Raw genomic sequence first — 18,000 nt, forward strand, 5'->3', positions numbered from 1 at the left:
AACGTGATGACGGACGCGGACCACACCGGGGCGGGCGACCCACGGCGGACCATCGAACTGCTCTGGGGCGTGCGTGAGAAACCCCGCCGCGGCCCCAAACCGAAGCTCACCGTCGACGAGATCGTCACCGCCGCGATCGAGATCGCCGACACCGAGGGCATCACCTCGCTGTCGGTGCGCCGGGGCGCGGAAAAGCTCGGCGTCTCCCCCATGACGATCTACACCTACATCCACAGCCGCGCCGAGCTGCTCGACCTGATGATGGACCGGGTTCATGGTGAGCTGACCGATCCCCCGGCCAGTCACGACTGGCGGGTCACGATGACGATCCTCGCCGAGGACGCCTGGGAGATGTACCACCGGCATCCCTGGATGCTCCAGCTCACCACCGGCCGTCTCCCGCTCGGCCCGCACACCTTCGCGAAGCACGAACGCGAGCTGAAGGCCGTCGACGCGATCGGGCTCACCGACCTGGAGATGGACGCCGTCGTGGCGATGGTCAACGGCTTCGTCCAGGGCATCGCACGCGGTTCGGTGGAATCGGCGAGTCTCGTGCGGCGCTCCGGCCTGACGGACATGGAGTGGTGGACGGCCAGCGCGCCCGTGCTCGCGGAGATCCCCGAAGCCGACGCCGGCCTCTTCCCGCTGGCGGCACGCATCGGGCAGGCCGCCGGGGAGACCCACGGTGCGGCGAGCGCGCCGCTGCACACCTTCCGGTTCGGGCTGGCGCGGATCCTGGACGGGGTCGAGCAACTGGTCACCGGCGGTTCCGGTACCTCGGGGACCGAGCTTCCCTCCTGAGCAGCCGGCGGTAGAGCAGCCACAGCACCAGCGCGACCGGCGTCAGGACCGCCCCGAACAGGATTCCCGCGAACATCCCGTACCCGTGCGGATCCGACGACAGCCCCGTCGCGCTGAGCACCGCGCTGCCGACGAGCAGCACGATCACCGCCGCGACAACGACGAACGCGCCGAGCACGACGCGTCGCACCACCGTCCGCGAGGCCGTCATGCCGGATCGGGAGTGCAGACGGTCAGGAACGACTTCCGGTTCTCGCGCTGCACCGCCGCCGTGTCCATCCACCCGCTCCGGCCGAACAGGTAGCTCCCGGCCGGATGCCCGGCCGACTCACGCAGCACCTGGGCGACGTCGGCCTTGGCACCGAACGCTTTCGGGCCGTCGACGGCGATGTTGACCGAGCCCGCCTTCGTCCAGTCGTACGCCGCGGGCAACGGTGTCCGGACTTGGAGACCACCGGCGTCCGAAGAGGAACCACCCAGCAAGTCCAGCCGCTCGACCCGCACGCCCGGCCGTGGCGCGGCCCACACCTGCTCCGTGCTGTTCTGCGTACCGGAGTCGAAGGTCAGGCGCAGACCAGTGACGCCCTCGCAGGGGGTGCCCGTCCACAGTTTCAAAACCCCGCCATCGACGCGGAACCCGGCCTCCGGCGGCAGCGACGGCGCGAACTGCGCCTTGGTGTCACACGCCGCGGTCACCGCCACCACGAGCAAGGCGGCGCAGACCCGCTTAGTGATATCCGCCATCGGTAAGTCCCGCGTCTTCCTCGGTTTCGTTGCCGCCGGTGACCTTCTCCCACGCGTAGGAGGCGAGGAATCCGGCATAGCCTTCGCGAGCCCATTGCTGGGAGTGGCGCTCCTCGTGATGCAGCAACCGATCCAGGTCGAGCGAGCCCTGGGACGCGCCGTTGTCGTCCTCGTACCAGGCGTGCCCCGACTTCGCCACCTCGCGCAGCTGCTGCGCCGGATCCTTCGCGTCGTCGATGTTCAGCATGAACGTGTCACCCCAGGCGGTCCCGCCCTGCTGGCTGAACTGGTCCTGGATGAAGTTCCCGCCCAGGCCCATCATCATGCCGTTCGGGGTGGTCATCAGCCGACCGCCGTTGCCGTGCACGAAACCCACGTCGTCGTCGTAGCTCCAGGAGTTCTCCCGCTGCCGGTCGGTGATCCGTCGCAGCTCCTCGGATCCGTACGGTGTCGGCGCGAAGTCGGTCTTCTCGCCTCCGGCGCCGTAATCGGTGCCCGCGTTGAGGATGTAGGTCATCCGCACCGCCTTGGCGGCGTCGTCCCCGCTGACGTCGGTCGGCATCAGGAAGTACGACTTGTAGGTCCCGTCGCCGTCCTCGTCCTCACGGATCTCTTCCATCCCGTCGAGGACCTTGAAGTCCTCCGGCGTGATGTCGTGGTCGTCGGCGATCTTCTTGATGGTGTCGATCGATACGCCCCGGCGGACGGCGTTCTCGAGCCACTGCCGGTAGTGGCCGGACGCGGGTGGCCCGCTCAGCAGCCCGGCGTCGCGCAGCGCCTGCTCCATCTCGACCACACCGGCGTCGATCTGCCCGGCCTTCTTGGCGCCTGCCAGGTCGGTCGCCTCGTGGTCGCTGATCTGGCCGTCCTGCACGAGCCGCATCACCCGGGCGAGGGCGGCGTCGATGCTGTTCGCCGTCGTGAGGATCGCCTTGGATTCCTGCTCCAGCTGCTTCCGGATGGTCTCGCGGTGCCGCTGGGACTCGGCGCGTTCTTCGGCCTCGAACCGTGACTTCGGCGGCGGGTCGGCGGGTTTGCCGTCCACGATCGCGCCGTCGGCGGCGACGCTGAACTGGTAGGTGCCGGCGAGGGAATCGTTGTTGGCGACCCTGGTCTTCAGCGCGGACACGTCGTCCGACGCGTTCTGCAGGGCACGTTCGACGGCGGACAGCTCGGCGATCAGGATCTCGGCCTTGTTCCGGGTGTCGCCCAGCGAATCGCGGGCTCGCTCGCCCGCGGGGCCACGCCAGTCGGGCAGTTTCCTGGCGTCGTCGAGTTCGTCCTGCAGCCCGATGAGTTTGTCCCGGCGGCCACCCAGATCAGTGGCCGCCGCATGGAGCGCCTCGGCGTCCCATGCGCGAACGTCGCCGTAGCCGACCGTCATCCTCCGAACGCCTCCTCCGCGGAGTTCTCGTTTTCGGAGTACGCCTTGGCGGCCTTGGTGATCGATTCGCTCCAGCGGTCGATCTCGCCGGCCCACCCCTTCGCCCGCTCGGTGCACGTCGACGCCAGCGTGGGCGCGCCCTTGGCGGCCTCCCCGCCCGGCAACGCCGTCGCTATCGACCCCAAGCCGGTGCCCGGTTCGACGGCTCTGGCCTGGTCCGCGGCGGAACCCGCCGCCTTGGCCGCGGCCCGCAGCTGACCGATCTCGACCTCGTACCCGCTCACAGCCCGTGCCCCCAACCCTGGATGGTGAGCGGCACTCTACGTCAGCTCGGAACGCTCCACAGCCGATTCGCGCGAAGGGGTGGCAAGCCGCCGGACGACGTCGTCGTACCGCGCCTGATCGGCGGCCGCGCGGGCGTGTGCCCGCTCCAGCTCCTCGGCGAGAGCCGTCGCCCGGGCTTCGGCGAGGCTCCTGGCCGTGTGTTCTTCCGCAAGCGACGCCCGAAGCCCTGCCGAGTCCTTTTCGGACACCGCCGCGCGCGCCTTGGCCTCGTCGAGCCGGTCCTGCAGGGCCGCGCGCTCCGCGGCCGCCCGGGCCAATGCCGTGTCGCGCTCGGCCAGCTCCGTGGTCAACCGGGTCTTCTCCTCACGCAGCGTCCGGAGCTCGGCGACCAGCTCGTCACGAGCACGTTCTGCCGCGACGGTCGCGGCTTCTGCGGCACCGCGGGCCCGTTCGTGCGCGGCGACCTCGGCCCACGAACGCTGCCGGGTCTCCTCCGCGTCCTTCAAGGCCTGTTCGGCGGCGCGTTCCGCCTTGACCTTGGCCGCCTTGTCGTCGCGGGACGCGGCCACCGCGGTCGCGCGCGCCGTGTCGGCCCTCGCCGCCGCCTGCTGAGCGTCCTCGGCCTCGCGCCGGGCCGCCGCCGCGTCGGTCTCCGCTTCGGTCACCCGGCCCAGCGCCGCCTCTCCGGCGTCGTCGAACCGCGAACGCATCGCGTCCAGCAGTTCCACGAGCGACGACGCCGCCGGCGTGAACTCGTCGGCGATCCTGCGGACCTCCAGCAGCGGATCGGCCACGCTCGCCACCGCGGCCGCCCGCCGGGCCCGCGAGGCGGCGTCGGCGTGGGCCTTGCCGCAATAGGCCGAGGGACGGCCACCCTTGCGTTTCCCCTCGGCGTCCACCGCGGGCGGGGGCAAAGGATTCTCGCAGCCTTCCAGCGCGCACAGCCGGACCTCGTCGGCGTCCGTATCGATCACCGCAGCAGGGTAGCGCCGCCACCCCGCCGATAGGGTCGCTGACATGCGTGTCCTGTTCACCTTCGCCGGCGGCAACGGCCACTTCCGGCCGCTGCTCCCCCTCGCCCACGCGCTCGCCGGCGCGGGCCACACGATCGCGTTCACCGGCGAGCCGCTGATGGTCCCGGTCGTCGAGGCGACGGGGTTCACCGCGTTCCCGTCGGGGCCGAACCTCGGCAGCGACGGCGGCGGACTTCGCCCGTTGCTCCCCGTCGACAGGGACCGCGAGGACAGCGACCTCCGTGACGGTTTCGTCCGCCGCACCGCGCCCCAGCGGGCGAAGGACGTCACGGCGCTCTGCGAGGACTGGGAACCGGATCTGCTCGTGTGCGACGAAGCCGATCACGGCGCGATGATCGCCGCCGAACGCCTCGGCCTCCCGCACGCCACCGTCCTGGTGATCGCGGCGGGCGTGCTCATCCGCGCCGAACTGATCGACGACGCGCTCAACGAGATCCGCGCCGTCCACGACCTCCCGCCGCAGCGAAATCTGGAGATGGCATACCGCCACCTCGTGCTTTCGCCGTTCCCCGCGAGCTTCCGCGATCCCCGGTTCCCGCTGCCGCCGACCGCACGCCCCTTCCACAGCCCGCTTCCCGCCCGCGGACCGGCGCCGGAGTGGCACGTCGAAGACCGCCCCACCGTCTACTTCACCCTCGGCACCATCTTCAACACCGAATCCGGCGACCTGTTCGCCCGGGCACTGGCAGGACTGCGGGAGGTCGACGCGACCTGCGTGGTGACCGTCGGGAACCTCATCGATCCCGCCGAGTTCGGCCCTCAGCCCGAGCACCTCCACCTCACGCGTTACCTGCCGCAGGACGACGTCCTCCCGTACTGCGACGCGGTCCTCAGCCACGGCGGTTCGGGCAGCCTGCTCGGCGCGCTCGCCCACGGTCTGCCGATGGTGCTGCTCCCGATGGGCGCCGACCAGCCCCACAACGGCGATCGGGTCACCGAACTCGGGCTCGGCACCGTCCTCGACGTCATCGACGCGACACCGCAGGACATCCGCGACGCCGTGACCGCGGTGCTGAGGGAACCGTCCTACCGGGAGGCGGCAGGGCGGTTGCGGGACGAGATCACCGCGTATCCGGCGCCGGAGGAGATCGTGCCGCTGCTGGAAGGACTCCTCAGGTGACCACCGAACTCGACGCCGCGATCACGCGGGCATTCCGTGAGGAGTCGGGACAGGTCATCGCCACCCTGATCCGCGTCACCGGCGACTGGGACCTCGCCGAGGAATGCCTCCAAGAGGCGTTCGCGCTCGCGTTGCGCACCTGGCCACGCGACGGCGTCCCGGCGAAACCCGGCGCCTGGCTGACGACGGCTGCCCGCAACCGCGCCACCGACCGGATCCGGCGAGAGGCCGTCGGTGCGGCGAAACTACGCGAAGCCGCCGAACTGAACGTCCCCGCCGAGCCGGAGTGGGACGAGAGCGGTGTCCACGACGACCGGCTCCGGCTGATCTTCACCTGCTGCCACCCCGCGCTGCCGCTCGAAGGGCAGGTCGCGCTCGCGTTGCGGACCCTGGCCGGGCTCACCACCGCCGAGATCGCGCGCGCCTTCCTCGTCTCCGAGGCGACGATGTCGCAGCGCCTGGTCCGGGTGAAACGGAAGATCCGCACGGCGGGCATCCCGTACCGGGTCCCACCGGCTGATCTGCTGCCCGAACGCACGGCCGCGGTGCTCGGGATGCTGTACCTGCTGTTCAACGAGGGCTACTCGGCCAGCGCCGGTACAGATCTGCTCCGGCCCGACCTGTCCGCGGAGGCCATCAGGCTCGCGCGGATCCTCGTGAGCCTGATGCCGGGAGAGCCGGAGGTCCTCGGGCTGCTGGCCCTGCTGCTCCTGCACGACGCCCGCCGCGCCACCCGCGTCGACGACCAGGGCACGCTCGTCTCGCTCGAAGACCAGGACCGCGACGGCTGGAACACCGCCGAGATCGCCGAGGGCACGGAACTGCTGGAGACCGCACTCCGTCGCGGTGTCGCCGGGCAGTACCAGATCCAGGCCGCCATCGCCGCCTGCCACGCGACGGCCGCCCGCGCCGTCGACACCGACTGGGCACAGATCGCCGCCCTCTACGGGGAACTGCTGCGTTTCGTGCCCTCGCCCGTCGTCGAACTGAACCGCGCGGTCGCCGTCGCCATGGCCGAAGGTCCCGAGGCCGGGCTCGAACTGGTCGACAAGCTCACCGCCGACGGCGCTCTCCCCGGATACCACCTGCTTCCCGCCACCCGCGCGGACCTGCTCCGGCGGCTCGACCGGCTCGCCGAGGCCGCCGGCGCGTACCGCGAGGCACTCGCGCTCGCCGGTACCGACGCCGAGCGCGCCTACCTGTCGGGAAAACTCGCCGAAATCTCCTGACGCCCGGTTGTCTGTCCGTGGCGTCACCGTTCGTCGGTGGGCGACAAGTCCGAAAAGAGGAAGGGGTCATCCGATGGCCGTTCTCGACGTCCCCGGCGCCCGGCTGCACCACACCGTGACCGGCAACGGCCCGGTTCTGCTGTGCGTTCCCGGTGGCGCGGCCGATTCCGCGATGTTCGCGCCGATCGCGGGCCTGCTCGCGGAGCACTACACGGTGATCACCTACGACCCGCGCGGGATCTCCCGCAGCACGCTCGACGATCCGGACGGGGAGCAACGGATCGAGGCCCACACCGGCGACGTGCTGCGCCTGCTCGACAGCTTGAGCACGGAACCGGCGGTGATCTTCGCGTCCAGCGGTGGGTGCATGCAGGCTTTCGACCTCGTCACCCGTCATCCCGGGCGGGTCAAGACGCTCCTGGCGCACGAACCCCCGCTGACGAGCCTGCTGCCCGGTCAACCCGATGGTGACCCGGACGAACTGCAGCGCCTCCACCGCGAACAGGGCATCGAGGCGGCGATGGCCAAGTTCATGGCCGACGCCGGTTTCGAGATGGACTGGAGCGCGCTCCCGCCGGAGGTGCGGATGAACATGGAATTCTTCGTCGTGCATCTGATGAAGATGATCGGGGAGTTCACTCCGGACTACGAAGCGCTGAAGGCGTCGGAGACCCGGATCGTCGTCGGCGTCGGGAAGGACTCGGCCGGGCAGCCCGCGCACGAGGCGGCGGTGCTCGCGGCCGCCCGGCTCGGCGTGGAGCCGGTCTACTTCCCCGGTGACCACGGTGGTTTCGCGGCCGAGGCCGTCACGTTCGCGCCGCAGCTTCTGGCGCTTCTCGACGCCTGATGTCAGGAAAGGGTCGTTCAAGACATCTTTTGTCCTGAACGACCCTTTCCTGACACACGTCAGGCGCGGACGTGCACGATCAGCCCGCCCACCAGCGCCCCGAAACCGCCGATCGCGGCCAAGGTCCGGACCAGGTTCCACCGTTCCCAGACACCCTCGAACTTCGCCCGCAGCGCCTCGAAGTCGGTGCTGTCGCCGTCGAAACCCGCTTCGAGCGCGTTGTTCAGCGGCACGTTGATCGCCATCGTCACGATCAGCATCACCAGCAGCAGGGCGAACCCCGCGATGAGCCACGGCAGCGCGGGCCGCAGTTCCGCCTTGAAATGCAGTGCCGCCGCGGCCGCCGCGAGCAACGGCGCGCCGCCGAAGCTCAGCGCGAACCAGCCGTTGAGGATCGCGATGTTGATCTCCCGCATCCCCGTCACGTAGGTCCGGGCGTCCGCCCGCCCCAACCCCGGCATCACCGAGCACGTGTACGCGTAGAACAAGCCGGCGATCAACCCCGCCGTGATGACGGCCGCGATCAGGACGATTTGGCTCAGTGTGGCCATTCCTGTCGCCTCCCTTCCGATTCCAGCTCGTTTCATCGATTCCAGACCCCAGTGGCCGCCGCTTTCGCGGCGTATTCGGAGAAGTCCCTCGCGGGCCTGCCCAGCACCCGCTCGACGTCACCGGTGAGCGAGGAGTTCCGGCCGTCGAGGATGCGCGTGAACAGGTCGGTCAGGCCCTCGATCTCCTCCTCCGGCACGCCCTGTTCGGCCGCTCCCGCCGCGAATTCCGCGGCGGAGACCGGAACGTACCGGACATCCCGCCCGGAAGCCTTGCCGATTTCCGCCGCCGCGTCCGCGAAACCCAGCAACCGGGGGCCGGTCAGCTCGTAGACCTCGCCGTCGTGCCCGTCGGTGGTCAGCGCCATGACGGCCACATCGACGATGTCCTCGACGTCGATGAACGGCTCGGTCACCGACCCGGCGGGCAGCACGATCTCCCCGGCGAGCACCGGTTCCAGCAGGAAGTGCTCGCTGAAGTTCTGCGCGAACCAGCTGGCCCGCACGACCGTCCACTCGGCACCGGACTCCCGGACACCCTGTTCGCTGACCACGGCCTCCTCCTCGCCGCGGCCGGACAGCAGGACCAGCCGCCGCACCCCGTGTTCCACGGCCAGCTTGGACAAGTCGCGGATCGCTTCGGCGGCACCGGGGAAGGCCAGGTCGGGGTAGTAGGTCAGGTAGGCGGCGCTGATCCCGGTGACCGCGGCCGTCCAGGTCGAGCGGTCGTCCCAGTCGAACACCGGCCGTGAAGCCTTCCGGACGTCGATCCCCAGATCGGTCAGCCGCTGCGCGACCCGGCTCCCCGTCTTGCCCGTCGCGCCGAGGACCAGGACCGTCTCGTTGTTCTTCGTGTTTGTCATGGCACTAGTCAAGCGCCTACGAATGAGACGGAACATAGTTCAAAGGCTCTGTTCCATGTTTCATCGTCTACACTTGCGCTATGGATCCCCTCGCCGGTCTGCTCGATGGACCCCGCGCCCGCGGCGCGTTCCTGCTGAAGTCGGTCATGACCCCGCCGTGGTCGCTGCGGATCGAGGACGAGGCGCCGCTGACGGTGATGGCGCAGGTCCGTGGTGAGTCGTGGGTGGTGCCCGATCGCGGGGACGCGGTCCGCCTCGGCACCGGTGACATCGCCATCGCCCGCGGTCCGGACCCGTATCTCGTCGCGGACGACCCGGCCACCCCACCGCAGGCGATGATCCTGCCGGGACAGGAATGCCTGACGCCGGACGGGAAACACCTCACCGAGCTGTCGGATCTCGGCGTCCGTACCTGGGGCGACGACCCGGACGGCCCCGTCGTCCTGCTCACCGGCACTTATCCGCTCGAAGGCGAGATCAGCAAACGGCTCCTCAACGCGCTGCCGTCGCTGCTGGTCGTCCGGGACGAGGAGTGGGACAACCCGCTGGTGACACTGCTCGCCGGCGAGATCGTCAAGGACACGCCCGGCCAGGAAGCCGTCCTGGACCGCGTGCTCGACCTGCTCTTGGTCGCCGCGCTGCGGACCTGGTTCGACCGGCCCGACGCCGCCGCACCCGCCTGGTATCGCGCGCATAGCGATCCGGTCGTCGGACGCGCACTGAAACTGTTGCAGCACAAGCCTTCCGAACCGTGGACCGTGGCGAGCCTCGCGGCCGACACCGGCGTGTCCCGGGCCGCGTTCGCCCGGCGGTTCACCGCCGCCGTCGGCGAACCGCCGATGGCCTACCTCGCGAGCTGGCGGATCGCGCTCGCCGCGGATCTCCTGCGCCAGCACCCCGACGTCACCATCGGCGCGGTCGCCCGGCAGGTCGGCTACGGCAGTTCGTTCGCGCTCAGCACCGCGTTCAAACGCGAACACGGTGTCAGCCCGCAGGGTTACCGCGCCGGCGTCGCGTAACGCTCGACCAGTTCCGCGCCGATCCGCGCGAGTTCCTCCTGGACCGACTCCGGGCCCAGTACGTCGATCATCGAACCCCAGCCCGCGAGCTGCTGCGCGATCATCCACGCCACCGGCGCAGACACCGTCACCCGCACTCGCCCGTCTTCGAGTGTTTCCTCGACCCGTGCCTGCCGTCCGAAGTGGTCCTGGAGGATCGGCAGATGCCGCTCGGCGATGAGCACGGTCGCGTCCAGCCCCGAACGCCGTTGCTCGACCCGGTCGACCACCTGCTCCCACGCCCGCGACAGTTCGAAATCGTCCGGCCGCCCCGCGGGCAAGTCGCTGACCTCGGCATCGGACATGCGATCGACGCGGAAGGTGCGCTGCCCCTTCTCGGTGCCCGCGATGAGGTACCAGATGTCGTCCTTGTCCACGAGCCCCCACGGATCCACGACCCGCTCGACCGGCTCCGCGCCTTTCTTCGCGTAGCCGAATCGGACCTTGCGGCGGCGCACGATCCCGGCCTGCAGCACGGTGAGCAACTCGGGCCGTTCCTTCTCCCGCTCACCCCACCGCGACGGATCGATGACGACGGCGTCCGCGGCGGCCTGCGCGTCGGCGCGGAACGTGTCCGGCAGGGCCCGGACCAGCTTCCGCAGCGCGGATTTCACCTCGGGCGAGATCGACGCGGCCGGACCGGCGAGCAGGAACAGCGCCTGGGCCTCCGACGCGGACAGTCCGCTGAGGTCGGTCCGCGCGCCGCCGACGAGCGACCAGCCGCCGCCCCGGCCGGGCTGCGGGTACACCGGGACACCCGCCGACGACAACGCCTCGAGGTCACGTCGCGCGGTGGCGACCGAGATCTCCAGTTCGTCCGCCAGTTCGGAAGCCGTGACGCGGCCACGCGCCTGCATCAACAGGAGGGTGGCCACCAGGCGATCGGCACGCATGGCGCCCAGTCTCGCAGGCAAACCGCTCATCCGGTGAACACTTTGCGGTGCGGACTTGACCTTCACATCGATGTAAGGCCCTACGGTCGGCGCACCTCACTCAGAAGGAGAAGCACATGGCAGGCGCAGTGATCATCGGCGCGGGACCGGGTATCGGCCGCTCGGTCGCGCACCGCTTCGCCAAGGAAGGGCTGCCGATCACCTTGCTGGCCCGCCGTTCGGCGACCCTGGAACCGCTGGCCGCCGAATTCGGGACCGCGCTGGCACTCACCGCCGACGTCACCGACGAGGCTTCCCTCAAGGCCGCTCTCGACACCGCCGCGCGGGAACACGGCGAGCCTGACGTCGTGGTCTACAACGCGGCGATCATCCAGGCCGACGCCCCCGGCGAGCTGTCCGTCGAACGGCATCTCGCGGCGTGGTCGGTCAACGTCGTCGGAGCGATCACCACCGCGGCGCACGTCGCGCCCGGGATGGCGAAGCGCGGATCGGGCACGATCATCGTGACCGGCGGGATGCCCGAAGCCGTGCCCGCCTACACGAGCCTCTCGCTCGGGAAAGCGGGCGTGAGGGCGCTGGTTTCCCTGCTGGACAAGGAATTCGGCCCCTCAGGAGTACACGTCGCCACGGTGACCGTCGCCGGACCCGTCGCGAAAGGAACCCCGTTCGACCCCGACGACATCGCCGAGCACTACTGGCGGCTGCACACGCAGCCGCGAGAAGACTGGGAGCAGGAGATCGTCCACACGGCGTAGCAGGCCTACCAGTGCGCCGGATGGGAAAGCGAGTCCGGCAGTTTCGTCGTCGCGTCTCCCTTCGCCGCGTCCAGTTGCGACTGGAGGAGGAAGAGCATGTCACGGAAGTCCGCGCCGCGGATGTCGGCGTCACGCAGGTCCGCCCCGGTGACGTCGGCCTGCCGGAGATCGGCTCCCCGCAGGTCCGCGCCGATCAGATACGCCCCGCGCAGCAGCGCGCCGCGCAGGTTCGATCCCTTGAGCTTCGCGCCGATGAGGTCGGCGCCGCGCCGGTCCTTCTTCTTGCCCGGCACGGCGGCGCGGGCGAGCTCGCTCGCGCGCAGCAGCAGCCCGTTCACCGCGCCCCGATGCGAATGGACGTCCAGTTTTCGCAGCACGCCGGGCGTGTCCAGCGTCATCCGCTCGGTCCGGTCGATCATCTCGGCCAGGTCGTCACGGATGGGCGCGGACGTCGGCAGCGAGGCCGCCTCGGTCAGGTAGTAGAGCAGCTCCTGCAGATCCCGCATCACCGGGAAGACCGCGAACATCGTCTTGGCCGTCTTCGGTGACTTGCGCCAGTCCTCGCCGTCGAAGGTGACCTGGGAGACCTTTTGGCCCGCGCCGAAGCAGTCGTAGACCGTGCAGCCGGTGAAGCCCTTCTTGCGGAGCTTGTCGTGGATGCCGCACCGGGAGTCCTCGCGCAGGTTCGGGCACGCCTGACCCGCCGGTTTGGTGATCGCGAAATCGGCCGACGCCGCGAAGGCCGGGACGACACAGCACAGGCCGAAGCAGTTCTCGCAGTCGGCTCGCAGGCTGGAAAGGGCTGGCACGGTGGTTCGGACTCCAGAAGCTCGGCAAGGTGTTCCAGCCACAGGGTACGGAGCACACTTTCCGTGCAGGGCACCCGCCGCCAATGGCCGCCAGACGAAGGTCGGGTCCTGCCCCATTCAGTCGATTCGGACATGTCATGCGCTCAATAACCTCGATCCCCGTGGGAATCGGCAGGTGCCGTCCCATGCGGTCGAGCTGGACCGCCTTTCCGCCGCTGTGGTCTTGACCGGCCGGTCCCCTGCGAACGACAGGACGAACACATGCGAGAGACGAGACAAGCGCGTTGGCTGTCACGTGCCGGGATGGCGAGCGCGGTCGCGGTGGCGATCAGCGTGACCGCTGCTCCCGCCCAAGCCGCCGAAGGACAGATCCTCGCCGCGGGATCCGCCGAAGCGATCCCGAACAGCTACATCGTCACGCTGAAGGACACCGGCGTCGTGGGCGCGCTGGCGAACCGCTTCGGCGCGAAGGTGGAGCAGGTCTACAGCAACTCGCTCAAGGGCTTCTCCGCGACACTTTCGGAGCGGCAGGCCAAGCGGCTCGCCGCCGACCCGTCGGTGGCCTCGGTCGAGCAGAACCAGGTCGTCCACGCGGACGCGACCCAGACCAACCCGCCGTCCTGGGGCCTCGACCGCGTCGACCAGCGCAACCTGCCGCTCGACAACAAGTACAGCTACACCAGCACCGGCGCGGGCGTGAACGTCTACGTCATCGACACCGGCGTGCGGATCAGCCACCAGACCTTCGGCGGCCGCGCTCGCAACGGCTACGACTTCGTCGACAACGACGCCGTCGCGCAGGACGGCAACGGCCACGGCACCCACGTCGCCGGCACCATCGCCGGTTCGCAGTACGGCATCGCCAAGGGCGCCACCGTCTACGGCGTCCGCGTGCTGAACAACTCCGGCAGCGGCACCACCGCCGGGGTCATCGCGGGTATCGACTGGGTCACCAAGAACCACGTCAAACCGGCCGCGGCCAACATGAGCCTCGGCGGCGGCGCCTCCAGCACGCTCGACGACGCCGTCCGCCGGTCGATCGCCGCGGGCGTCACCTACGGCGTGGCCGCCGGGAATTCCAACTCGAACGCGTCGGGCTTCTCCCCCGCCCGCGTGACCCAGGCGATCACCGTCGGCTCGTCCACCAACACCGACGCGCGCTCCAGCTTCTCCAACTACGGCAGCGTCGTGGACATCTTCGCGCCGGGCACGAACATCACGTCGTCGTGGAACACCAACGACACCGCGACGAAGACCATCAGCGGCACCTCGATGGCGACCCCGCACGTGGTCGGCGTCGCGGCCCGCTACCTGCAGAACAACAAGAGCGCCACGCCCGCGCAGGTGGCCACCGCGCTGATCAACGCGGCCACCTCGGGCAAGGTGACCAACCCGGGCTCCGGTTCGCCGAACCGGCTCCTGTACTGGTCGCCGACCGCCTGACCTGCTTGAGGTACGTGAAGGCCCCCTTCACTGCGCTAGACGCAGTGAAGGGGGCCTTCACGTACTGCTGGTGTGACTGCGGGTCCAGTTTCGCGCGGGGTCGTGAGTGGCAAAGAGGGTTAGAACGACCATTGCCACTCACGACCCGCGGCCAGTACTACGCAAAGTACCCAACTCGGGCGCTTTGATCTCGAAAAGTGACCCTTTTTAAAAGTCCGAGGGGGCGCGCTAGGCCTCGGTGGCGAGCCACGACTCACGAGACATGCCCCGTCGACGGCGCTACAGCACCTTCCGGATACTCGGCACCACGGCCGCGAGACCGGCGGCGTTCGGGTGCAGCGGGGCGAAACTGTTGTTCACCACCGACGGGATCAGCCCTTCGATCCATTTGACGCCGATCGGCTGGCAGGCGTCGTGACCGATGCTCGGCGTACGGATGTCGACGTACTTCGCGCCGTGCGCGGCGGACTGCTCGGCCATCCGCGCGTTGAGCCGGTCGATGTTGGCCTGGATGTAGTCGGCGTCCTGCGGCAGGACCGGGACGAGTGGCCAGCAGCCACCGGATTTGATCCCGGTCGGATAGCCCACCATGACGATCTCGGCCTTCGGCGCGCGCTGTCGGATCGTCTCGATCACCGTGCCGTAGGTCGCGGCGAAGGCGTCGATCTTGGTGGCGTACTTGTCCACCCCGCCCGTGGTGTTGGCCGCCTTGCACGAAGCACCCACCGGCAGCAGGTTCACGCACGAGGTCGCGAGCCCGACCAAACCGATGTCGTTGCCGCCGATGCCGACGGTCACGAGCGTCGTGTCGGCCGAGAGCGCGTCGTACTGCGGCGGGTTCGTGCCGGAGATGATCCCCTTCTGCGGGTTGGTGAAATGGGTCGTCGTGGCGCCGCCACAGGTGACGTCGCGCAGTTCGTCGACCTCGATCTGCTTCGCCAACAGCCCCGCGTAGTTGATCGCCGACCGGGCGCAGGTGAACAGATCGGACTGCGGCAGCACCACCGAGCCCGCCGAGAACGAGTCACCCATCGCGACGTACACCTGCCGCTCCGCCGAGGCGAGGGCCGGTGTCCCGATTCCGACGAGGGTCAGTGCGGTGCCCGCCACCGCGGCGATCCGGGCGATTCTTCCCCAGCGTGTCACTGCCGCCTCCTGCATGCGTCGTCGAATGCTGCGGTCAGCGTCCGCCGGAGCGGGGAGAACCACTAGAACGGAGGCGCGCGTTCTTGATCGGAGTTTTGTAGGTTCCCTCTATGACGAAGGCGTCGGCACAGCCCTGGCGCAGGCTCGACGCCTCGGTGCTGACCCGCCTGGAGCCCGACACCGCCGCGATCGCGTCCGCCGCGATGGACCAGGTCCGTGCCGGGCTGCGGACCCCGCTGGACGACCGGACGGCGGCGAACCTCCAAGTCACCCTCGACGTCGCGTTGCACGCCTTCTTCAGCGAGATCGGCCATCCCGACATCACCACCGACCGGGAGGTCTACCGCGCGCAGGGCCGCGCTCAGCACACCGCGGGCCGCAGCCTCGAGGAGATGCTCGGCTTCTACCAATCCGCGGCGCTGGGCGTGTGGCGGCAGCTGACCTCGGCGGCACCGGCGGTGGATCTGCCGACCCAGGCGATCGTCGAACTCGGCGAGGCGCTTTTCGCCTTCATCGCGGAACTTTCGGCGGCGGCCGCCGACGGATACGCCGAAGCACGCTCACAGGCGGCGCGGGCCGGGCAAGCGCGGCGGGACCGGCTCCTGGGTCTCCTGCTCGCCGAGCCGGCCGCCAGCCGGGATTTACTCGAAGACGCCGCGAGCCAAGCCATGTGGGTCCTGCCCGGCAGGCTCGTCGTCGCGGTCACCAGCGCCGATGTCGCACCCCAGCTGCTGGACCGGATGCCGGGGCGGGTGCTGGTCGGCCGTCACCACGACCTGACCGCGGTGGTCATGCCTGCCGACCGGCTCGAGTGGTACCTCGGCCGGTTGCGGGACCTGCTCGGCGACGACCAGGCCGGCGTGGGCCCGGTCGTGCCGCTCCGCTCGGCCGCGCTCGGTGCCCGCCGGGCGAGCGCGCTCTGGCGGCTGACCCGCACCGGCGCGCTCGGTGACAGTCCCCTCGTCCACACCACCGATCACCGCATCGATCTGCTGCTGACCGCCGATCCCGAACTGGCCGCCGAGTTCGCGGAAGACGTCCTCGCGCCGTTGGCCGGTCTCCCGGAACCGGCACGGCAACGGCTCACCACGACCCTCGCCGCCTGGCTCGCGCGGCCTGACCAGCCGCAGGCGATCGGCGTCGAACTGCATGTCCACGTCCAGACCGTCCGGTACCGGATCCGGCAATTGAGGACGCTGTTCGGCGGCACGATCGACGACCCGGCAGGCCGCTTCGCGCTCGCGATCGCGCTCAGGATCGACCCGCTGGTATCGAGGGAACCTACAAAACCATCAGAGCGGAGCGTCCATCCGCTGCGTCCCGACGACGGATAGCAGCCGCAGCGCGTTCTCCGACGGAGTGCCGGGATCGGCGGTGTAGATCACGACCTGCTGGTCCCGGTCGCTGATGTCGAGGACGTCGCAGTTCACGCTGACCGGGCCGACCACCGGGTGCTGGAACGTCTTGCACAGCGTGGGCGCGGCACAGACGTCGTGCGCGGCCCACAGCCGGGCGAATTCCTCACTGCCGTCGAGGAGTTCCCGGATCAGCCCGGCGACTTCGGGGTCGTCGGGATAACGGCCCGCGGTGACCCGCAGATTCCGGACCGCGCTCGCCGCGAACTCGTCCACATCGGACACCCCGTACAGCCGCCGCCCCTCCGGCAGCGGCCCGAGGAACGCGCGGCGCACGAGATTGCGGTCCCGCCGGGGCAGCGCGGAGAAGTCCTCCATCAACGCCGCGGCGAGGTCGTTCCAGGCGAGCACCTCGTAGGTCGCCGACAGCACGATCGCCGCCGCCTGCGGAAGACGGTGCAGCAGCGCGAGAATGCTCGGCCGGACCTCGCGTGACGGTCCGGACGGTGGTCCCGGCGGCGCGCCGGCGAGGTGGTGGAGGTGATCCCGTTCCACATCCGACAGCCGGAGTGCCCTGGTCAGCCCGCCCAGTACCTCACGCGAGGGCCGCGGACCGCGAGCCTGCTCCAGCCGCGTGTAGTACTCGGTCGAGATGTACGCCAGCTGTGCCACCTCCTCGCGCCGCAGACCGGGAGTACGGCGGCGGGGCCCGGCGGGAAGGCCGACGTCGGCGGGTGTGATCCGCTCGCGCCTGCTGCGCAGGAAGTCCGCCAGTTGTCGTCTGTCCACCACTCCAGTGTGGACGATCGCGGCCCGTCAACCAGGTACCGCCGATGCCTGGATAGGCGCCGAAAGCGGGTGAACGCTCGGTTTCATGACCACCACAACGACTGTTTCCGGCCTGCTCGACGGCAAGGTCGCCTTCGTCACCGGTGCCGGCCGAGGTATCGGCGCCGCCGCCGCACGGCTGTTCGCCAGGGAAGGCGCCCGCGTCGTGCTCGCCGCCCGCACCGAGTCCCAGCTGAAGACCGTGGCCGAGGAGATCCGCGCGGAGGGCGGGATCGCGGACCATGTCGTATGCGACCTCGGCGACGCGTCGAGCATCCGCGCGGCCGTCGACCGCGCGGTTGACCTGCACGGCAGGCTCGACGTCGCGTTCAACAACGGCGCGACCAATGTGCCGCCCGGCCCGATGGATCAGGTGACCGAGGCCGATTTCGACCGGATCTATGCCGTGAACCTGAAGGGTCCGTGGCTGGCCATGGTCGCCGAGATCGAGGCCATCCGCGCCACCGCGAAGACCGGCGCCATCGTCAACAACACCAGCGTCGGCAGCCTGATGGCCAACCCGGAACTCCCCGCGTACGGCGCCATGAAACGCGGCGTCAACAGCCTCACCGCCTCGGCCGCCGCCACCTACGGCCCGGAAGGGATCCGGATCAACGCCGTCGCTCCCGGCACGACACTGACCGAGATGTTCTCCGAGTGGGTCGAGAGCTCGCCGGACATCCTGCAGCGGCTCAACGCCCAGACCCCACTGGGGCGGGTGGCCGAGCCCGAGGAGATCGCGCAGGCCGCGGCGTGGCTGCTGAGCGATCGCGCCTCCTACGTGACCGGAGCGGTCCTGCGAGTGGACGGCGGCATGCTGGCCTGACCCCGGGGAGGGGGTGGGTGATGCGGGGGAAC

The 18,000-nt window shown here is 69.8% G+C and carries 20 protein-coding genes; 9 read left to right on the plus strand and 11 right to left on the minus strand.

The genetic code is table 11. The features are described 5' to 3' along the window. Nucleotides 1-6 precede the first annotated feature (6 nt). Nucleotides 7-801, plus strand: a complete 795-nt coding sequence (locus AMK34_RS04640; protein WP_073843156.1) for a TetR/AcrR family transcriptional regulator C-terminal domain-containing protein — start codon at nucleotides 7-9, stop codon at nucleotides 799-801. On the opposite strand, the gene AMK34_RS04645 is transcribed toward AMK34_RS04640, so the two are convergent. Genes AMK34_RS04645 through AMK34_RS04665 form a run of 5 tightly spaced genes read right to left on the minus strand, consistent with a single transcriptional unit; the run spans nucleotide 758 to nucleotide 4,188 of the window. Continuing rightward, the gene (locus AMK34_RS04645; RefSeq protein ID WP_073843158.1) at nucleotides 758-1,012 is read right to left on the minus strand and encodes a hypothetical protein; all 255 of its coding nucleotides are present in this window, start codon (nucleotides 1,010-1,012) and stop codon (nucleotides 758-760) included. The genes AMK34_RS04640 and AMK34_RS04645 overlap by 44 nt on opposite strands. Further along, nucleotides 1,009-1,545: a hypothetical protein gene (locus AMK34_RS04650; protein WP_073843160.1), complete on the minus strand. Its 537-nt coding sequence runs from the start codon at nucleotides 1,543-1,545 to the stop codon at nucleotides 1,009-1,011. The genes AMK34_RS04645 and AMK34_RS04650 overlap by 4 nt, the downstream gene beginning before the upstream one ends. Then, entirely contained in the window at nucleotides 1,529-2,929 is a 1,401-nt protein-coding gene (locus AMK34_RS42175; protein ID WP_083649739.1) for a WXG100 family type VII secretion target, read from the minus strand. Before AMK34_RS42175 ends, AMK34_RS04650 begins: the two co-directional genes overlap by 17 nt. Next, a complete protein-coding gene (locus AMK34_RS04660) occupies nucleotides 2,926-3,228 on the minus strand; it encodes a hypothetical protein (protein ID WP_241832679.1) in 303 nt (100 codons plus the stop codon). Before AMK34_RS04660 ends, AMK34_RS42175 begins: the two co-directional genes overlap by 4 nt. Before the next feature lie 21 nt (nucleotides 3,229-3,249). Next, nucleotides 3,250-4,188 carry a hypothetical protein gene (locus AMK34_RS04665; protein ID WP_073843164.1) on the minus strand — a complete coding sequence of 313 codons (939 nt, stop codon included), beginning with the start codon at nucleotides 4,186-4,188 and terminating at the stop codon, nucleotides 3,250-3,252. Between the two features lie 43 nt (nucleotides 4,189-4,231). Here AMK34_RS04665 and AMK34_RS04670 point away from each other — a divergent pair, with 43 nt between their 5' ends. The 3 genes from AMK34_RS04670 (at nucleotide 4,232) to AMK34_RS04680 (ending at nucleotide 7,444) form a co-directional block, all read left to right on the plus strand. Then, nucleotides 4,232-5,368, plus strand: a complete 1,137-nt coding sequence (locus AMK34_RS04670; protein WP_073843166.1) for a glycosyltransferase — start codon at nucleotides 4,232-4,234, stop codon at nucleotides 5,366-5,368. Beyond that, nucleotides 5,365-6,597, plus strand: coding sequence for an RNA polymerase sigma factor (locus AMK34_RS04675; RefSeq protein ID WP_073843167.1), 1,233 nt, complete (start codon nucleotides 5,365-5,367; stop codon nucleotides 6,595-6,597). Before AMK34_RS04670 ends, AMK34_RS04675 begins: the two co-directional genes overlap by 4 nt. A 73-nt stretch (nucleotides 6,598-6,670) precedes the next feature. Next, a complete protein-coding gene (locus AMK34_RS04680) occupies nucleotides 6,671-7,444 on the plus strand; it encodes an alpha/beta fold hydrolase (protein WP_073843169.1) in 774 nt (257 codons plus the stop codon). A gap of 59 nt (nucleotides 7,445-7,503) precedes the next feature. Here AMK34_RS04680 and AMK34_RS04685 read toward each other — a convergent pair whose 3' ends face one another. Beyond that, on the minus strand, nucleotides 7,504-7,995 hold the full coding sequence (locus tag AMK34_RS04685; RefSeq protein ID WP_073843171.1) for an anthrone oxygenase family protein: 492 nt from the start codon (nucleotides 7,993-7,995) through the stop codon (nucleotides 7,504-7,506). Nucleotides 7,996-8,027: 32 nt separating this feature from the next. Beyond that, on the minus strand, nucleotides 8,028-8,855 hold the full coding sequence (locus AMK34_RS04690; RefSeq protein WP_073843173.1) for an NmrA family transcriptional regulator: 828 nt from the start codon (nucleotides 8,853-8,855) through the stop codon (nucleotides 8,028-8,030). Between the two features lie 80 nt (nucleotides 8,856-8,935). Between AMK34_RS04690 and AMK34_RS04695 the strand changes: the two genes are divergently transcribed. Continuing rightward, nucleotides 8,936-9,874: an AraC family transcriptional regulator gene (locus AMK34_RS04695; protein WP_038513434.1), complete on the plus strand. Its 939-nt coding sequence runs from the start codon at nucleotides 8,936-8,938 to the stop codon at nucleotides 9,872-9,874. Here the strand turns inward: AMK34_RS04695 and AMK34_RS04700 are convergent. Further along, nucleotides 9,853-10,806 (minus strand): helix-turn-helix transcriptional regulator, encoded by a 954-nt coding sequence (locus AMK34_RS04700; protein WP_073843175.1) that lies wholly within the window; start codon nucleotides 10,804-10,806, stop codon nucleotides 9,853-9,855. The genes AMK34_RS04695 and AMK34_RS04700 overlap by 22 nt on opposite strands. A gap of 116 nt (nucleotides 10,807-10,922) precedes the next feature. On the opposite strand from AMK34_RS04700, the gene AMK34_RS04705 reads away from it, so the two are divergent. Then, complete coding sequence (locus AMK34_RS04705) at nucleotides 10,923-11,561, plus strand: SDR family NAD(P)-dependent oxidoreductase (RefSeq protein ID WP_073843177.1); 639 nt, start codon at nucleotides 10,923-10,925, stop codon at nucleotides 11,559-11,561. A 5-nt stretch (nucleotides 11,562-11,566) separates the two neighbouring features. Here AMK34_RS04705 and AMK34_RS04710 read toward each other — a convergent pair whose 3' ends face one another. Then, nucleotides 11,567-12,370, minus strand: coding sequence for a pentapeptide repeat-containing protein (locus AMK34_RS04710; protein ID WP_073843179.1), 804 nt, complete (start codon nucleotides 12,368-12,370; stop codon nucleotides 11,567-11,569). 261 nt (nucleotides 12,371-12,631) lie between these two features. On the opposite strand from AMK34_RS04710, the gene AMK34_RS04715 reads away from it, so the two are divergent. Beyond that, on the plus strand, nucleotides 12,632-13,813 hold the full coding sequence (locus tag AMK34_RS04715; RefSeq protein ID WP_338020554.1) for a S8 family peptidase: 1,182 nt from the start codon (nucleotides 12,632-12,634) through the stop codon (nucleotides 13,811-13,813). Between the two features lie 279 nt (nucleotides 13,814-14,092). Here the strand turns inward: AMK34_RS04715 and AMK34_RS04720 are convergent, their stop codons facing one another. Next, nucleotides 14,093-14,959 (minus strand): SGNH/GDSL hydrolase family protein, encoded by an 867-nt coding sequence (locus tag AMK34_RS04720; protein ID WP_241832680.1) that lies wholly within the window; start codon nucleotides 14,957-14,959, stop codon nucleotides 14,093-14,095. A 110-nt stretch (nucleotides 14,960-15,069) separates the two neighbouring features. Between AMK34_RS04720 and AMK34_RS04725 the strand changes: the two genes are divergently transcribed. Continuing rightward, nucleotides 15,070-16,293 carry a PucR family transcriptional regulator gene (locus AMK34_RS04725; protein ID WP_073843182.1) on the plus strand — a complete coding sequence of 408 codons (1,224 nt, stop codon included), beginning with the start codon at nucleotides 15,070-15,072 and terminating at the stop codon, nucleotides 16,291-16,293. Here AMK34_RS04725 and AMK34_RS04730 read toward each other — a convergent pair. Then, nucleotides 16,252-17,103: a helix-turn-helix transcriptional regulator gene (locus tag AMK34_RS04730; protein ID WP_073843184.1), complete on the minus strand. Its 852-nt coding sequence runs from the start codon at nucleotides 17,101-17,103 to the stop codon at nucleotides 16,252-16,254. The two genes, AMK34_RS04725 and AMK34_RS04730, sit on opposite strands and share 42 nt — an antisense overlap. 85 nt (nucleotides 17,104-17,188) lie before the next feature. On the opposite strand from AMK34_RS04730, the gene AMK34_RS04735 reads away from it, so the two are divergent. Next, on the plus strand, nucleotides 17,189-17,968 hold the full coding sequence (locus AMK34_RS04735; protein WP_073843186.1) for an SDR family NAD(P)-dependent oxidoreductase: 780 nt from the start codon (nucleotides 17,189-17,191) through the stop codon (nucleotides 17,966-17,968). Nucleotides 17,969-18,000: the final 32 nt, after the last annotated feature.

The sequence above is a fragment of the Amycolatopsis sp. CB00013 genome (assembly GCF_001905755.1).
Lineage (GTDB): Bacteria > Actinomycetota > Actinomycetes > Mycobacteriales > Pseudonocardiaceae > Amycolatopsis > Amycolatopsis japonica.

What these genes read in the sequence shown, in the direction of transcription:
- AMK34_RS42175 (WP_083649739.1), bottom strand. Translation starts at nt 2,929, where the DNA reads ATGACGGTCGGCTACGGCGACGTTCGCGCATGGGACGCCGAGGCGCTC.
- AMK34_RS04650 (WP_073843160.1), bottom strand. Translation starts at nt 1,545, where the DNA reads ATGGCGGATATCACTAAGCGGGTCTGCGCCGCCTTGCTCGTGGTGGCG.
- AMK34_RS04640 (WP_073843156.1), top strand. Translation starts at nt 7, where the DNA reads ATGACGGACGCGGACCACACCGGGGCGGGCGACCCACGGCGGACCATC.
- AMK34_RS04695 (WP_038513434.1), top strand. Translation starts at nt 8,936, where the DNA reads ATGGATCCCCTCGCCGGTCTGCTCGATGGACCCCGCGCCCGCGGCGCG.
- AMK34_RS04670 (WP_073843166.1), top strand. Translation starts at nt 4,232, where the DNA reads ATGCGTGTCCTGTTCACCTTCGCCGGCGGCAACGGCCACTTCCGGCCG.
- AMK34_RS04715 (WP_338020554.1), top strand. Translation starts at nt 12,632, where the DNA reads ATGCGAGAGACGAGACAAGCGCGTTGGCTGTCACGTGCCGGGATGGCG.
- AMK34_RS04680 (WP_073843169.1), top strand. Translation starts at nt 6,671, where the DNA reads ATGGCCGTTCTCGACGTCCCCGGCGCCCGGCTGCACCACACCGTGACC.
- AMK34_RS04690 (WP_073843173.1), bottom strand. Translation starts at nt 8,855, where the DNA reads ATGACAAACACGAAGAACAACGAGACGGTCCTGGTCCTCGGCGCGACG.
- AMK34_RS04705 (WP_073843177.1), top strand. Translation starts at nt 10,923, where the DNA reads ATGGCAGGCGCAGTGATCATCGGCGCGGGACCGGGTATCGGCCGCTCG.
- AMK34_RS04725 (WP_073843182.1), top strand. Translation starts at nt 15,070, where the DNA reads ATGACGAAGGCGTCGGCACAGCCCTGGCGCAGGCTCGACGCCTCGGTG.
- AMK34_RS04700 (WP_073843175.1), bottom strand. Translation starts at nt 10,806, where the DNA reads ATGCGTGCCGATCGCCTGGTGGCCACCCTCCTGTTGATGCAGGCGCGT.
- AMK34_RS04735 (WP_073843186.1), top strand. Translation starts at nt 17,189, where the DNA reads ATGACCACCACAACGACTGTTTCCGGCCTGCTCGACGGCAAGGTCGCC.
- AMK34_RS04645 (WP_073843158.1), bottom strand. Translation starts at nt 1,012, where the DNA reads ATGACGGCCTCGCGGACGGTGGTGCGACGCGTCGTGCTCGGCGCGTTC.
- AMK34_RS04685 (WP_073843171.1), bottom strand. Translation starts at nt 7,995, where the DNA reads ATGGCCACACTGAGCCAAATCGTCCTGATCGCGGCCGTCATCACGGCG.